The following is a 15,059-nucleotide window of genomic DNA, read 5'->3' on the forward strand; positions in this document are numbered from 1 at the left end:
TTCCGCGCTCTATTTGCGCTGGATTCCCGCCCCTGTTCCAGCCAGGGGCAAGCTCTGCGCGGGAATGGCGGCTCCAAGGGTTTTTGCCTGTGGCTTCGTTGCCTTGAGGCATCCTATTCTATGCTCACTCACTGCTTGAGGCTTCATACGATTTTTTGACCACCTGGCTAAGAATTTCCTTGTTTTTCTCTATTTCCCCCGGTTTGATATGAATTTGATACCGTCCTAATCTGCTGTCATATCTAATCACATCTAAGCCGGCATTTTCCAGTCTTTCTTCTGTTTCTGCGGAGCGCGTTAGTTTCGGCTCGAAGCGGATGAGTTTTTTCTTGGGGCGAGCAATAATAAAATTGTTGGGTCTGCCATTTTTCTCCAGTCCTATATAGAATTTGGTGTAATTCAATTTTAACGATTCATCGTATTGATGCGCTAATGCGAGAAGCTCATCCGCCATTTTTACAGTTATCGCACTTCCGCGGCTCTCCCAATACTTTCGATCGGTAATTTCTTGTTTTTCCTCATCTTCTTCTACCGGGCCGAGTGACAACTGATCTATTACTGTTGTGAATGCCAGGCCGACTTGATTCCCATTCTTAAGCGCCTGCATTCGAATTGCTATCAATGGAATCATGCCGTTGAACAGGCTTACGACATTAAGAAACCTGCTCGTAATATCTTCGGCAACGAGTACAGCGGCGTGTTCGTATTGAGGGTATCTTTTGCGCTCTATATCCCAATACTCGATCGTCCGGATGATGTGACTTGGGTCGGTAGCCCCCAGCTGAATTTCTACCTCGTAGCGCCGGTTTTCTGCATCCTGCAACAAAAAGTCGAGGCGCCCGGCACGAGGCTGTCTGCGCTCTTTGTCTTTGATAATCACATCGCCAAGACCCAGGATTTCCGGTTTTTCCACAATATGTTGCTGCACCCATGGTTCATCCAATTCAGGATGTTGTTTGAGCGATATGACTTCAAAATTGACGTATTCCATAACTTCCGATTCCTCTGTTTCCGCAGCCGCACCCCCCTCAGGCCGTCTCCTTTGCCTGGATCAGCGCCGACATCTCCTTGAACGCGGGATGGGCGGCGTCCCGCAACCACTCGAAGATCGCGGATTCGGTCTCGGCGACGGCGACGCCCGCATAGCGCAGGCGTTCCAGGGCAAAGCCGTAGTGGTCCCGCTGCCGGGAGCAGGTGGCGTCGGACATCACGAAGCAGGTCCAGCCGTCCCGTTGCAGTTCCAGCGCGGTCTGCAGCACGCAGATATGCGTCTCCATGCCTGCGATCACCACCTGCCGCCGCTGGCTTTCGGTCAGCGCCTGCCGAAACTCGGGCACCGCGGCGCAGGAGAAGCGCGTCTTGTCAATCCGCGGCGCCGCCTCGGGCAGCATCCGGGCCAGTTCCGGGAGCAGCGGCCCCAGTCCCTGCGGATATTGCTGCGTAACCAGCACTGGCACTTGCAGCGCCGTTGCCGCCCGCAGCAGCAGTTGGGCGTTGCGTTGCAGGCGGCTCAGCACTTTCGCCGGCATGGCCCTTGCCAGCCGCTCCTGGATGTCCAGCAGCACCAGGCATCCCTGTGCGGCGTCGCATAACGCGCGGTTGCTTTCATGCGTCATCGTCTTCTCCCGTTGCTTCTTCAGGTTGTGCTTCGTCCTGCGGCGTCTCCGGTTCTCCCGGCGGCGCCTCCTCCGCGGCTTCCGCCGCCGCATCCGTCTCTACGTTTATCTTGTCCGTCTCCTCTGGCGCCAGCCAGCGGTTCAGTTCCTCCAGGTCGGAGTCCTGCAGGATGCCCGCCGCGCGCTTCAGGCGCAGCGTGTTCAGCACGTAGTCGTAGCGCGCGCGGGCATGGTTGCTCTGGGCCTCGGACAGGCTGCGCTCGGCATTCACCAGGTCCACGGAGGTGCGCGTACCCACTTCCAGACCGGCCTGGGCGGCCTGCAACGCCGTGCGGTTGGAGTTCACCGCCTGCGCCAGCGCCCGCACCCGGCTGATCTCCGACTGCACGCTCCAGAAAGACTCGCGGACGCCCCGTTCGGCGGTGCGCTGGACGCGCTCCAGGGAGGCGCGCGCGCCCTTGTGCTCCTCCCGCGCCTGGCGGGTCTGGGAATTGGTGGTGCCGCCCTGGAACAGAGGGAGCTGCATTTCCAGGCGCACCATATCCTCGTCCACGATGCTGTTGCCGAAGCGGCCGCCAGTGTTGCGGCTGTTGTTGTGGGCTACCAGGTCCACGGTGGGCAGGTGCCCGGCCCGTTGCCGGCCAATTTCCCGCTGCAAGCGCTCGAGTCGCTGCTGGGCGGCATGGATGGCCGGGTCGTTTTCCCCCGCGATCTTCACCCATGTCGCCACGTTTTCCGGCTGGGGCGGGGTCAGGGGCAGGTCTTCCCGCAGTTCCTCCAGTTTCGGAGGGGGCGCTCCGGTGATCTCCCGCAGCCGCTCGCGGGCGATGGCCAGATCGTTTTGCGCCCGCAATTCGCGGGCGACGGCGAGGTCGAAGCCCGCCTGCACTTCTTCCACGTCCACGATGGTGCCCAGCCCCAGCTCCAGGCGCTGCCGGGCGCGCCGCAGCTGTTCTTCCAGCGAACGGATTTCGGCGCGCACGAAAAGCAGGTTCTTGCGGGCGCCGAGGATGCCGAAGTACGCTTCCGATACCCGCAACAGCAGTCCCTGCAGGGCGCCGCGCGCCTGCGCGCTGGCCTCTTGTATCCGGTGTTTCGATTGCGCCAGCTGCAGAATGCGCTCCGGGCGGAACAAGGGTTGGCGCACTTGGAGACGGTAGCCGTATTCTTTGAAGTCCGTCTGCATGCGTCCGCCGAAAGGGCCGGGCGGGGCGGTGATATCCTGCCTGCGAAAGCTGCCGTCGGTTCTGAACTCGATTTCCGGCAATAGCCTGGCCTGGGCCTGGGGCCGGGCCTCGCGGGTGGCGCTCTCGCTGTAAAGGGCCTCCTGGTAGGCAGGGTCGGAGACCAACGCCTGGCGGTACAGCGACAGCAGGTCGGCGGCGGAGGCGGGCGCGGCGCAGGCCAGCAACGCGCTCGCCAGCCCGATGCGCAGCCGCCCGTAGCTTGGGGAGAGGGCGTTCAGAAACGGAATTCCCCGGGTTCTTCGGCACCGACGAGGAAGGGGACTTCGGTCTCGAACAGCGGTTCCGTGCGCCAGACTTTCGCCGCGAGGCGCCGGATCAGGGTGGCCTGCATTGCCGGGGGCCGCCCCAGCACCGCGAACAGCCGCCCGCCGGGCGCGAGTTGCAGCGGCAGCTCCGGGCGCATGCGGTACATGGCGCCGGTGACCGCGATGATGTCGTAGGGGGCGCCTTCGGCGCAGCCGGCGAGTCCGTCCCGTTCTTCCAGCGTTACGTTGGCGATGCCGTACCGGCCGAGTTTGTCCCTGGCCGCGTGCAGGAACTCCGGGAACAGGTCGAGGCTGCGCAGTTCGCGGCTGCAGCTGGCCAGCAGGGCGCTTAGATAGGCGCTCCCCGTGCCGATCTCCAGGGCCTTGTCGCCGGGTTGCGGCGCCAGGCACTGCAGCAGCCGCGCCTCCAGTTTCGGGGTCATGGCGTATTGTCCGTGTCCCAGGGGGACGGCAAAGTCGGCCAGGGCCAGGCGGCGGTAGGCGGCGGGCATGAAGTCCTCGCGGTGGACGCGGTTCAGCAGTTCCAGCACCTGGGGGTCGAACACCTCCCAGGCGCGCACCTGGGACTCGATGAGATTGCGCCGGGCCTGCTCGAGGCTCCCGGAATTGGCGGAAATTTCGTACATCGTTTTGCGCGAAGGCTGCCTTGGTTCCTGACTGCCGGTATGGACTGCGGGTATAATAGCGCTTTGCGAGGCGTTTTCGTAAGTTGATCGTTATTTCGCTTCGCGGCGGGCGCCGCGAGCGGAAATCAGGAGAGGCCCCGGAGAAGTCCAGGGGAGAAGTCCAGGGGAGGCATAGAATCCATGAGCGCAGTTGTTACCGAACCGCCGCGGTCTCCGCAGCAGGCGGCGGCCCCGGACCAGGAGTTTTTTCCCAGTTCCCGCAAGATCTACGTGCGCGGCTCGCGTCCGGAGCTACGGGTGCCCATGCGCGAAGTGCGCCAGGCGGCCGGCAACGGCGCCGGCAAGGGCAACGGCGCCGATGCCGCCGCGCAGCGCCGCTTGCCGCCTGTGATCCTGTACGATACTTCAGGCCCCTATACCGATCCCGAAGCCCGGATCGATCTCCAGGCGGGCCTGCCGGAGCTGCGTGCCCCCTGGCTGGACGAACGACCGGAGATCGAGCGCCTGCCCGATTTTTCGTCGCAGTTCCACCAGCGCCCGGCGGCGCCGGAGAATGCGCGGCTGCGCTTTCCTGACGCCCGCCTGCCGCGCCGGGCCCGCGCCGGCGCCGGGGTCACCCAGCTGTACTACGCGCGCCGGGGGGTGGTTACCCCGGAGATGGAGTTTGCCGCGATCCGCGAACGCCAGCAGCTGGAACGGACGGACCGGGCGGGCGCGTCCCGCCGCCCCGGCGTGCCGCACGGCGCCCGCCTGCCGGAACGGGTGACGCCGGAGTTCGTGCGCGACGAGATCGCCGCCGGGCGCGCGATCCTGCCATCCAACATCAACCACCCCGAACTGGAGCCGATGGTTATCGGCCGCAATTTCCTGGTCAAGGTCAACGCCAACATCGGCAACTCCATTGTCTCCTCCACGGTTTCGGAGGAGGTGGAGAAGATGGTCTGGGCGATTCGCTGGGGAGCGGACACGCTGATGGATCTCTCCACCGGGCGGCATATCCACGAGACGCGCGAGTGGATCCTGCGCAACTGCCCCGTGCCGGTGGGCACCGTGCCGATCTACCAGGCTCTGGAGCGGGCGGGCGGCCGGGCGGAAGACCTGAGCTGGCCTCTGTTCCGCGATATCCTGGTGGAACAGGCCGAACAGGGCGTGGACTACTTCACGATCCATGCCGGCGTGCGGCGCGAGCATATTCCGCTGACTGCCGGCCGGGTGACCGGCATCGTGTCCCGCGGCGGCGCGATCATGGCGAAATGGTGCATGGCGCACCGTCGGGAGAGCTTTCTCTACCGGCATTTCGAGGAGATCTGCGAGATCGCCAGAAGCTACGATGTCGCCTTTTCCCTGGGCGACGGGCTGCGCCCCGGCTCGATCGCGGACGCCAACGATGCGGCCCAGTTTGCCGAACTGCGCACGCTGGGCGAACTCACCCGCATCGCGTGGCGGCACGAGGCGCAGGTCATGATCGAGGGGCCGGGGCACGTGCCCATGCATCTGGTGGAGGAGAATGTCACGCGCGAGATCGAGGAGTGCGGCGGCGCCCCCTTCTACACCCTGGGGCCCTTGGTCACCGACATCGCGCCCGGCTACGATCACATCGTATCGGCGATCGGCGCGGCGATGATCGGCTGGTACGGCGCCGCCATGCTGTGCTACGTCACGCCCAAGGAACATCTGGGCCTGCCGGATCGCAACGATGTCAAAGACGGTCTCATCGCATACCGGATCGCCGCCCATGCCGCCGACCTTGCCAAGGGGCACCCGGCGGCCCGGTTGCGCGACGACGCCTTGTCGCGGGCGCGCTTCGAGTTCCGCTGGGAGGATCAGTTCAACCTGGGTCTGGATCCCCGGCGGGCGCGCGAATATCACGACCAGACCCTGCCCAGGGACGCGCACAAGCAGGCGCATTTTTGCTCCATGTGCGGCCCCCGCTTCTGCTCCATGAAGATCACCCAGGAAGTGCGCGCCCAGGCGGCGCGCGACGATGTCCGCGACCGTACTTCTTCCTGAGGGCTGCCCCGGGGGCGTGTCGAAGGACTTGGGAAAGGTTATGGGCGGCGCGCCGGCACGGGCCGCGCCGGCCCTGCGGAGACGCGGCGCCGAACCGGGGGCATAGACCGCGGGCGGCCGGCGTGTCTGCCCTGGAGCAACGCCTGGCCGGGCCGCGCGCGGACGCCCCGGACCCCGAGCGGGCCGCACTGCGTCTGGAGGCGTTGCTCCGCGTCCCCGGGTTTCGCCGCCGGCTGGCGGAACTGCCCGATCCCGCCCTGGCCGGCCTGCTCCGGGTCCTCGGCCTGTGCGACTTCCTGTTTCGCTTCCTGCGCCGCCATCCGGAGGCGGTCGGCCTGTGCGGCAGTCCGCCATCCCTGGAGCGGGTCGCGGAATGCCGAGACCCCGCCGCCCTGCGGCAAGTCAAGTACGAAGAACTGCTCAAACTCTGTTGCCTGGAACTCGCCGGGGAATGGTCCTGCGCGCAATCGCTCTCCTTTCTCAGCGCGCTCGCCGAGGCGGCGGTGCGCCGCGCGCTGGACTGGGCGCTGGAGGCCGAAGGCGATGCCCCGCCCTTCGCCGGCGCGGCCGTGCCCTGCGTATTGGCCCTGGGCAAATTGGGCGCCGGCGAACTCAACTTCAGCTCCGATGTGGACCTGGTCTTCGTCGCCCCGGAGGCGCAGGAAATCTCCGGCGACTATCAGGCGTACCTGCGCCTCGCCGGTACGCGGCTGGCCGTTCTGGAGCGCCTGTTGGAAGAACGCACCAGCAACGGTTTTCTGTACCGGGTTGACCTGCGGCTTCGTCCCTGGGGGGAAGCCGGCCCGCCGCTGCTGTCGTCGGAGGCGCTGGAGTCCTACTACGCCGCCTACGCGGACCCCTGGGATCGTCTGGCCTGGTTGCGGGCGCGCCCCATCGCCGGTTGCCGCGCCCGCGGCGAGGAATTGTTGCGGCGGATGCGCTCCTTCCTCTACCTGCGCTCGCTGAGCAGCGCCGAGTTGCAACGCTTATGGCAACTCAAGCAGGAGATCGCCAAGCGGCGGTTGCGCCCCGATGCCTGGGACGTAAAGGCCGGCGAGGGAGGCATCCGCGATCTGGAGTTTTTCGTCCATGTGCTGCAAATTCTGTACGGCGCCCGGCAACCGGCGTTACGCACCGCCGGCACCCTGCAGGCCCTGCAGGGGCTGGAGGGCTGCGGACTGTTGCGCCCCGGCGAGGGCCAGCAGATCCGCGACTGCTATCTGTACCTGCGCGCCCTGGAGAACCGTCTGCAGATGATGGACGAACAGCAGCTGCACTGGCTGCCGAATGGCCGCGCCCCGCGCCGGCAGTTGGCGCGTTCCCTGCATCCGGGACAGGCCGACCCCGCGCGGCTTTTCGAGGAGCGGCTGGAGTGGTGCCGCGCCCTGGCGCGTTCCTGCTTCGAACGGGTTCTCCCCGGGCAGCCGGAGGGCCTGGAGATCCTGGAGGATTGAGATGCCGCGCGCCGCCCCGGTGGTTGTCTGGAACGAGCGCGCCGCCGCCGCCAGCGCGGCCCGTTGGGACGCCGTGTGCGCCCAGGAGGGTTGGGGCCGGACGCCCGCCGACCGCCGCCTGCTGGCTGCGGTATTCGGGGCCAGTTGGTACTGCACGCGCTTCCTTTTTTACCGCGGCGCCGCCGCCGCCGCCCTGCTGGATCTGCCGGCCCCGGAGCTGGAACGCATAGCGCTGCGCCCGCCGGCCGCCGACGGCCCCGGGGATGGCCCTGGCGATGGCCTGGAGGCCCTGCGCATAGCGCACAACGAGTCCCTGCTCGCCGTTTTGGCGCTGGACCTGCGCGGCCGCCTGCCGCAACGAGACCTGGAGGCGGCGCTTACCCGGCTGGCCGAGGCGACGCTGCAAGGGCTGTTGCGCGTCCTGGCGCGGGACTTTCCCGTGGTGGAGCGACTGGTCGTTCTGGGGCTGGGCCGGCTGGCGGGGGGCGAGATGAACTACGGCTCGGACCTCGATCTGATCCTTTTGCACCCGGAGGGCTGCACGGCGGAGCTGCTGCGGGGAGTCTCCCGCTTGCTGCGCGACAGCGCGGCGGCGACCCCCGCCGGACGCTTGTACGAGATTGATGCCCGCCTGCGTCCGCACGGGTCGGCGGGCGCGCTGGTCGCTACGCTGGCCGCGTTTCGCGATCACCACCTGGGCCCGCGCGAGACTTGGGAACGGCAATTGCTGACTCGCTGCCGGCTGCTGCGCGACCCGGAGGGCAGGGCGGCGCCGTTGCTGGCGGAGGTGCAGCGGGCCGTTTACCGTCCCCGTCCGCCCGCGGTTTTGCGCGCGGACATCCTGGCCATGCGGGAGAGGGTAGAGCGGCAACTGGGCGGCCTTGCCGGGGAACTGGATCTGAAGCATGGCCGCGGCGGCACGATGGACGTGGATTTCCTTGCCCATTGCCTGCAATTGCGCCACGGCGGCGCGCACGCGGCGCTGCGCTCCGCCGGCACGCGCCAGGCGCTGACCCGCGCCATGGCGGCGGGCTTGCTGGACGCAGGGCGCGGGCGGCAATTGCTGGAGGACTACGACTTTCTCAAGCGCGTGGAAGGGAGGTTGCGGGCCTTCGACATGCGCCCCGGCGGCCGCGTCCTCGAGAACTCGCAGGCGCTGGACGTGGCGGCGCGGGGCTGCGGCGTCGCCGGCGGCGGCAAGGAACTGCTGCGCCTGTGCCGCCGCGGCTGCGAGCGGGTGCGCGGCGCCTTTCTGCGGACGCTGGCGCCGGAATGAAGGCCGGGCGCGGAGGCCGCCGGGTGGCGCGGGGAGACTGCCGGAGGCTGGCAGGCGCCCGCTATAGCCGGGCATGGCCTCAGGGTTCGGGGCAGTCCGCGACCCGCCGCAGGTAGGCCAGCGCCTGCCGATAGATCCCGGGCCGCTGGCTCTCTCGCGGGCCGGCGACGTTGAGCGCTCGAATACGGTGCTGTTGCAGCCATGCCCGCACCTGGCGCGGCGCCGGCGGGCGCCTCAGGTCGCACAGCAGGCGCGGTTTGCCGAGGCGGTCCGCCAGTTCCAGGGTCAGGAGCGTGCCGCCCTGCAGGGGGCCGGAATGCAGCACCAGGGTGCCGTCGCTGCCCATCACGTTTTGCCGCGTGCGCTCGGCGTAGTTTTCGGAGGCGGTTTCCTGTAGCGGATAGCGTTCCGGGATGCGCCCGTCCTCCGCCCGCCGTCCCTTCGGGCACCAGCCGCCGCTCGGGATCCTTTGCTGGCGCGCGAAGTCCAGGGCGGCGCGGTCGGCGCCGCTCTGGCCGCCGGAGAGGATGCGTCCGATCATCCCCGGCGGGCGGCCAGCCGCCCGATGCTCAGCCCCTGCACGACGATGGACCATACTACGACGCAATACGTCATCGCCAGCAGCAGTCCCTGGTGCTCCGTGGGCGGCAGCGACAGCGCCAGCGCGACGGAGATGCCGCCGCGGATTCCTCCCCAGGTCAGCAACCGGATCTCCGCGCCCACCGGCTGCCGCGTTTTCCAGGAGAAAACCGCCATCGGCAGGCTGACGCTGAGCAGCCGGGCCGCCAGGGTCACGGCGATGGCGATGACGCCGGCGAGCAGGTACTGCGGCGTGAAGGCGATGATCAGCAGTTCCAGTCCCAGCAGCACGAACAGCACCGAGTTCAGGATCTCGTCCACCAATTCCCAGAAATTGTCGAGGTGCTCGCGGCTTGGGGCGCTCATCGCCAGCATTTTGCCGTGGTTGCCGATCATCAGCCCCGCGACGACCATGGCGATGGGCCCGGAAACGTGCAGCGCCTGGCACAAGCTGTAGCCGCCCGAGACCACGGCCAGCGTGATCAGGATCTCGATCGCGTGCTCGTCCACCCGGCGCAGGAGCTGGTAGCCGGCGGCCCCCAGCAACAGGCCCGCCAGCGCCCCGCCCGCGACTTCCTGCAGGAACAGCAGGACGACGCTGACGACGGAAGCCGGGGCCTCGTCCGGCCCTCCCGCCACCAGGCTGAGCAAGGTGGCGAACAGCACCACGCTGACCCCGTCGTTGAACAGCGACTCGCCCGTGATCCGGGTGCGAATGGCCGGGTCCAGCCCCGCCTGGCGCAGGATGGCAAGCACGGCCACCGGATCGGTGGGCGAGATCAGGGCGCCGAACAGCAGGCAGTAAAGCAGGGGCAACGGGAAGCCGAGCCATGCCGACAAGCCCCAGATCAGCCCTGCCGTGAGCAGCGTGGAAATGGCCAGCCCCACGGTGGCCAGGCAGCCGACGAGCCACTTTTCCCGCACCAGGTCGCCGAGGTTGACGAACAGGGCGCCGGCGAATAGCAGGTAGCAGAGGACGCCGTTCATCAACGTCGCCTTAAAGTCCAACCCGGAGACCAGTTGCGCTGCCGTCGCGAACCATTCCACGTCCAGGAGCAGGATGGCCAGCGACAGCGCCAGGGAGATCAGCATGACGCCGATCACGGTGGGCAGCTTGAGGTAGAGATGGTTCAGGAAGCTGAACAGGGCGGTCAGCGTCAGCAGCATGGCGATGAGGGCGTACAGGTTCATCCGTTGCCGTTCTCCCCGGCGACTGCCGCGCGGCCCTGGACGAAGCGGGTGTGGGAAACCTTCAGCAGGCCGGCGATCTTGCGGATCGCGTGTTCCTCGTGCGGGTCAATCCTGCCGTCCGCGGCGGCGACTCGCCACAGGGAGTCCACGATGCGGCCGCGTTCCGCGCGGCCCAGCCCCTCGTTAAGCCGGCGGGTGAAATCGTAGAGGGAGACGCTGTTTCCCAGCCGCTCTTCCGCCGCCTGCAACAGGGCCTCGATGTTTGCCTCGGAAAAATGGAAATGGGCGCGGAGGCGGCGCCCGATTTCCGCTCGCTCGCACTCCTCCAGGCGCCGGTCGCTGAGCCCGATCTCGGTCATCAGGGCGGCGGCGGCGAGTTCCACCAGTTCCGTTTCCTGCCCCGCCCCGTCGTCTTCGCCCGCGGCCTGCCCTCCCAACAGGAATTGCCGCATGGAGCGCCACATAGCCAGCGGCGTTGTCCTGCTCAGTGCAACTGTCCCACGTAGTAGCGGCCGTTCTGGAAGCGGTCGAAGAAATTGTCCACCAGGGGATGGCGGATCGGTTCCCCGGAGTTGTCCGCCAGCAGGTTGCGTTCCGCCACGTAGGTTTCCTGCTCGCTGTCGTGGGTCAGCACGTGGTACCAGGGTTGGTTCTTGGGCGGCTGGGTTACCGTCATCTGGTCGTACCACTCGTCGCTTCCCGAGAAGCTGGGGTCCGCGCCCACGATCACCCCGCGGTAGTTAAACAGCCGGTGCCGGACCAATTGTCCTACGGAGAATTTCGCATCAACGATCGGTTCCATTGTCTCGGTTCGCTTGCTCATTACGCTACGATTGCCCATGATCATAACAGATTGAAATAACGGATCGAAGAACCGGAGGCGCAAAAGGATGGTAGTCAAGGATTGGGTGGAGCGGGATCTGGCCGTACTCTGGCACCCCTGCACCCAAATGAAGGACCACCCGGAGGTGCCGCTGCTGCCGATCCGCCGGGCGAAGGGGGTATGGCTCGAGGATTACGCCGGCAAGCGCTACCTGGACGCGATCAGCTCCTGGTGGGTGAACCTGTTCGGACACGGCAATGTGCAGATTGCCTTCGCCATTCGCCGCCAGTTGGACCGCCTGGAGCACGTTCTGCTGGCCGGTTGCACCCACGAACCCGCGGTCGCGCTGGCCGAGCGCTTGACCCGCCTTGCCCCCGCGGGCCTGAGCCGCTGCTTCTTTGCCGACAACGGGTCGGCGGCGGTGGAGGTGGCCATGAAAATGAGCTTTCACTACTGGCAAAACCGCGGCCGCTCCCGCAAGCGCCGCTTCGTCTGCCTGGAGAACGGCTACCACGGCGAGACGCTGGGCGCCTTGTCGGTGGGCGGCGTATCCCTGTACCGCGACACCTATAGTCCCTTGCTGCTGGATACCATCGCCGCGCCTTCGCCGGACTGCTATGCCCTGGACGGGCGCGATGCCTGGGAGGAGCATTGCCGCCGCAAATGCGAGGAAATGGAGGCCCTGCTGGCGCGGCACAAGCAGGAGGTATGCGCCGTGATCGTCGAGCCGCTGGTGCAGTGCGCGGGGGGCATGCGCATGTATCACCCGGTGTATTTATCCCTGTTGCGCGAGGCCTGCGACCGCCACGGGGTGCACCTGATCGCAGACGAGATCGCAGTGGGCTTTGGCCGCACCGGCACTCTTTTCGCCTGCGAACAGGCCGGCATCTCCCCGGATTTTCTGTGCCTGTCCAAGGGACTGACCGGCGGCTTCCTGCCGCTGTCGGCGGTACTCGTTCCGGAGGAGATCTACCAGGCCTTCTACGGCGACTACGGAGAACGCAAGGCGTTCTTGCACTCCCACAGCTACACCGGCAACCCGCTTGCCTGCAGCGCCGCCCTGGCCACCCTGGACATCTTTAAAAGTACCCCGGTGTTGCGGAACAACCGGCGCCTCGCGCGCTGCATGGGGGAGGCGGTGGAGGACCTGCGGCAGCATCCGAATGTCGCCGAGATCCGCCAGCAGGGCATGATCCTGGCGTTGGAACTGGTGCGCGACCGGCGCGGCAACCGGCCCTTTCCCTGGCAGGAGCGCCGCGGCATGAGGGTATATCGCCACGGCCTGCAACAGGGCGTGTTGTTGCGCCCCCTGGGAGACGTGATTTATTTCATGCCGCCTTATGTGATCACTCCGTTGCAGATTAAGGAGATGGCCCAGGCGGCCCGCGAGGGGATAGAGATTGCGGTGCGAACCTGAACCGGGAGCGGACGCAGCCGGAACGCTGGCGGCCGGCGCCTTCGGGGACGGGGTTCCCCGCCTGTTCGTCGCGCAGCCGTTGGTCGGCGGCGGCTCCCTGCTGTTGTCCAAAGCGCCGCAACGGCACTACCTGTTGCGGGTGTTGCGCCTGCGGCCCGGGGCGCCGCTGCGCCTGTTCGACGGCAGCGGCGGCGCATATTGCGCCCGCATCGCCGCCGTCCGCCAGAGCGGCGTAGAGCTCGCCGTGGGCGGGTTCCTGCCGGGGGAGCGCGAGTCGCCGTTGCGGCTTCGGTTGCTGCAGGGCGTCTGCCGCGGCCGGCGCATGGACTACGCCTTGCAGAAAGCGGTGGAATTGGGGGTGTGGCGCATCGTCCCGGCGCTTACCCGGCGCTGCGGCGCGCGCCTGGCCGGTGCGCGGTTGCGGACTCGCATGGCGCACTGGCGCGGGATCGTCGTCGCGGCCTGCGAACAGTGCGGGCGCAACCGGGTGCCGGAGATCGAATCCCCCGTTCCGTTGTCCGAATTGCTGGCCAACGAGGCGCCTCTGACGGGTATTTATTTCGCCCCCGGCGCCGCCCGCTCCCTGGCCGGTCTGCCGCCGCCGGGCGCGCGGATGGATATCCTGGTCGGTCCGGAAGGCGGCCTGTCCGGCGAGGAAAACGCCGCCGCCGCCGCCGCCGGCCTGGCGCCGGTCGCGCTGGGGCCGCGAGTGTTGCGCGCCGAGACGGCGACGGCGGCGGCGCTGAGCGCCTGTCAGGTACTGTGGGGCGACCTTGCGGCGCCCCAATCCGCGCCCCAGTCTGCGCCCCAATCCGCGGCGGAGTCCGCGGCGGCGCCTCCGCAGCGGCGGCGCGTCGGCGGGCAGGGCGGGGAACGGATTGCCGTCGCGCCCGACCCGGGAGTCGGCGGAGCCCGGCGGTAGGCGGCGCCGTGGAGACGGGGGAGGCAGGGCCGTGATATTCCAGCAGGTCGGCATTTCCCTGCTCGTTCTCCTGTATGTGGCGCTGACGATTTGCGTCCTGCGCCTGCCGCCTGCCGGGGAGCGCCCCTTGCCGGCCCGTTGGCCGCTGTTGGCAGTGAGCGCCGTCGGTCTGCTGTTGCACTGCGCTTGCTCGTACCCGGTGGCGGCCGCCGCCATCGGCGGCTCGGCAGGGCTCGGGGGCGCCGCCCTGCTGGCGGCCTTGCCGGCCGCGTTGCTGGCCACCGCCGCGCTGCCGTTCCCGCGGGCCGCCGCCCTGTCGGCGCTTGGCTATCCGGCGGCCGCGCTGGGGCTGCTGGCCGCGCTGTTCCTGCCCGTGCAAGACGGCGCTTCTTATCGTCTTACGCCCGGGTTTCCCCTGCATCTGGCCTTGTCCGTACTGGCATTGGGCTGCATGCTGATGGCGAGCCTGCAGGCGGTGGCGATGGCGGTGCAGCGACGGCGGCTGCGTCGCCGTCCGGCCCTGCCCGCGCTGCCGTGGCTGCCTTCCCTGCAATCTATGGAGGAACTGCTGTTTCGCAGCATCGTGCTGGGCTTCTTCCTGCTGAGCCTCAGCCTGGTGACGGGACTCTCCTTCTCCATAGACCTGCTGCGGCCGCCGCTGGCGTACAAGACCTTGCTGTCCCTGCTGGCCTGGACCATCTTCGGCGTCCTGCTTTGGGGCCAGTGGGTGCAGGGTTGGCGCGGGCGGCGCGTCGCGCGCTGGACGCTGGCCGGCTGCGTGATCTTGCTGCTGGCCTACTCCGTTACCAAAATCGTCTTTATTCAGGCCTGAGCCCCGGGCGGCAACACCCGCTGGCGGCGGCCTGCCGCCCGTTCTTCCCATTACTCCCCCTTGAGCGTAAAGGGGGGAGCGATGGGGAGGGGCCGCATGAGCGCAAGCGCTTGAAAAATACTCTCTATATTGAGTAAAATTACTCAATGCAATGAGTAATTCGTCAACACTCCCGGCCCGCGCCCAGGCCAGAGAACTGGCCCGGCGCCTGCAAGAGCCGCGCCGGTTTGTCCAGGTCGTCGCCGGGGCGCGGCAGGTGGGCAAGACTACGCTGGTCAGGCAGGTCGCGGCGCGAGCCGGCCTGCCGGCCCGCTATGCCAGCGCGGATGAGCCGACTTTGCGCGGCGGCGATTGGCTGGAGCAGCAGTGGGAGGCGGCGCGGATGCTGGCCGGCGAGGCGGGCAGGAAAGGGGCGCTGCTTGTCCTTGACGAGGTGCAAAAGATTACGCAGTGGTCCGAGACCGTCAAACGCTTGTGGGACGCCGATACGCATACGGGACGGCGGCTGAAAGTCATCCTGCTCGGCTCCGCCCCGCTGTTGATTCAGCGCGGCTTGAGCGAGAGCCTCGCCGGTCGGTTCGAGGCGCTGCACCTGCCGCACTGGAGTTTCAGCGAAATGCGGCGGGCATTCGGCTGGTCGCTGGAGCGGTATCTTTTTTACGGCGCTTATCCCGGCGCGGCGCCGCTGGTCAGGCAGCCGGCGCGCTGGGCGCGTTACATTCTGGACTCGCTGGTCGAAACCACTCTCTCGCGCGATGTGCTGCTGCTGTCGCGCGTGAACAAGCCGGCGCTGCTGCGCA

At 67.4% G+C, this 15,059-nt stretch carries 15 protein-coding genes; 7 read left to right on the forward strand and 8 right to left on the reverse strand.

The annotated features are described in order from the left end of the window. Positions 1–124: 124 nt before the first annotated feature. The 4 genes from OXU43_00085 to OXU43_00100 are packed head-to-tail and all read right to left on the reverse strand — an operon-like array spanning position 125 to position 3,755. Positions 125–991: a hypothetical protein gene (locus OXU43_00085; protein ID MDD9823579.1), complete on the reverse strand. Its 867-nt coding sequence runs from the start codon at positions 989–991 to the stop codon at positions 125–127. 37 nt (positions 992–1,028) lie between these two features. Next, a complete protein-coding gene (locus tag OXU43_00090; protein ID MDD9823580.1) occupies positions 1,029–1,616 on the reverse strand; it encodes an isochorismatase family protein in 588 nt (195 codons plus the stop codon). Continuing rightward, a complete protein-coding gene (locus OXU43_00095) occupies positions 1,606–3,027 on the reverse strand; it encodes a TolC family outer membrane protein (GenBank protein ID MDD9823581.1) in 1,422 nt (473 codons plus the stop codon). The genes OXU43_00090 and OXU43_00095 overlap by 11 nt, the downstream gene beginning before the upstream one ends. 50 nt (positions 3,028–3,077) lie before the next feature. Next, positions 3,078–3,755, reverse strand: a complete 678-nt coding sequence (locus tag OXU43_00100; GenBank protein ID MDD9823582.1) for a protein-L-isoaspartate O-methyltransferase — start codon at positions 3,753–3,755, stop codon at positions 3,078–3,080. Positions 3,756–3,935: 180 nt separating this feature from the next. Here OXU43_00100 and thiC point away from each other — a divergent pair, with 180 nt between their 5' ends. The 3 genes from thiC to OXU43_00115 all read left to right on the forward strand — a co-directional run bounded on the left by thiC (position 3,936) and on the right by OXU43_00115 (position 8,495). After that, a complete protein-coding gene (thiC, locus tag OXU43_00105; protein MDD9823583.1) occupies positions 3,936–5,765 on the forward strand; it encodes a phosphomethylpyrimidine synthase ThiC in 1,830 nt (609 codons plus the stop codon). Positions 5,766–5,887: 122 nt separating this feature from the next. Then, positions 5,888–7,219 (forward strand): hypothetical protein, encoded by a 1,332-nt coding sequence (locus tag OXU43_00110; GenBank protein ID MDD9823584.1) that lies wholly within the window; start codon positions 5,888–5,890, stop codon positions 7,217–7,219. Position 7,220: 1 nt separating this feature from the next. Next, complete coding sequence (locus OXU43_00115; protein ID MDD9823585.1) at positions 7,221–8,495, forward strand: hypothetical protein; 1,275 nt, start codon at positions 7,221–7,223, stop codon at positions 8,493–8,495. Between the two features lie 79 nt (positions 8,496–8,574). Here the strand turns inward: OXU43_00115 and OXU43_00120 are convergent, their stop codons facing one another. Genes OXU43_00120 through hspQ form a run of 4 tightly spaced genes read right to left on the reverse strand, consistent with a single transcriptional unit; the run spans position 8,575 to position 11,088 of the window. Further along, complete coding sequence (locus tag OXU43_00120; protein ID MDD9823586.1) at positions 8,575–9,036, reverse strand: putative molybdenum carrier protein; 462 nt, start codon at positions 9,034–9,036, stop codon at positions 8,575–8,577. Continuing rightward, the gene (locus OXU43_00125; GenBank protein MDD9823587.1) at positions 9,033–10,265 is read right to left on the reverse strand and encodes a sodium:proton antiporter; all 1,233 of its coding nucleotides are present in this window, start codon (positions 10,263–10,265) and stop codon (positions 9,033–9,035) included. Before OXU43_00125 ends, OXU43_00120 begins: the two co-directional genes overlap by 4 nt. Next, complete coding sequence (locus OXU43_00130; protein MDD9823588.1) at positions 10,262–10,717, reverse strand: TerB family tellurite resistance protein; 456 nt, start codon at positions 10,715–10,717, stop codon at positions 10,262–10,264. Before OXU43_00130 ends, OXU43_00125 begins: the two co-directional genes overlap by 4 nt. Positions 10,718–10,749: 32 nt before the next feature. Continuing rightward, positions 10,750–11,088 carry a heat shock protein HspQ gene (hspQ, locus tag OXU43_00135; GenBank protein MDD9823589.1) on the reverse strand — a complete coding sequence of 113 codons (339 nt, stop codon included), beginning with the start codon at positions 11,086–11,088 and terminating at the stop codon, positions 10,750–10,752. A gap of 67 nt (positions 11,089–11,155) precedes the next feature. On the opposite strand from hspQ, the gene OXU43_00140 reads away from it, so the two are divergent. The 4 genes from OXU43_00140 to OXU43_00155 all read left to right on the forward strand — a co-directional run. Then, positions 11,156–12,505, forward strand: a complete 1,350-nt coding sequence (locus tag OXU43_00140) for an adenosylmethionine--8-amino-7-oxononanoate transaminase (GenBank protein ID MDD9823590.1) — start codon at positions 11,156–11,158, stop codon at positions 12,503–12,505. Beyond that, the gene (locus tag OXU43_00145) at positions 12,489–13,427 is read left to right on the forward strand and encodes a 16S rRNA (uracil(1498)-N(3))-methyltransferase (GenBank protein MDD9823591.1); all 939 of its coding nucleotides are present in this window, start codon (positions 12,489–12,491) and stop codon (positions 13,425–13,427) included. The genes OXU43_00140 and OXU43_00145 overlap by 17 nt, the downstream gene beginning before the upstream one ends. A 31-nt stretch (positions 13,428–13,458) precedes the next feature. Beyond that, positions 13,459–14,259 carry a cytochrome c biogenesis protein CcsA gene (gene ccsA / locus OXU43_00150; GenBank protein MDD9823592.1) on the forward strand — a complete coding sequence of 267 codons (801 nt, stop codon included), beginning with the start codon at positions 13,459–13,461 and terminating at the stop codon, positions 14,257–14,259. Positions 14,260–14,410: 151 nt separating this feature from the next. Continuing rightward, positions 14,411–15,059, forward strand: a 649-nt coding sequence (locus tag OXU43_00155; protein ID MDD9823593.1) for an AAA family ATPase, incomplete at its 3' end; no start/stop codon positions are given.

Source organism: Gammaproteobacteria bacterium, assembly GCA_028817255.1.
Taxonomy (GTDB): Bacteria; Pseudomonadota; Gammaproteobacteria; order Porifericomitales; family Porifericomitaceae; genus Porifericomes; species Porifericomes azotivorans.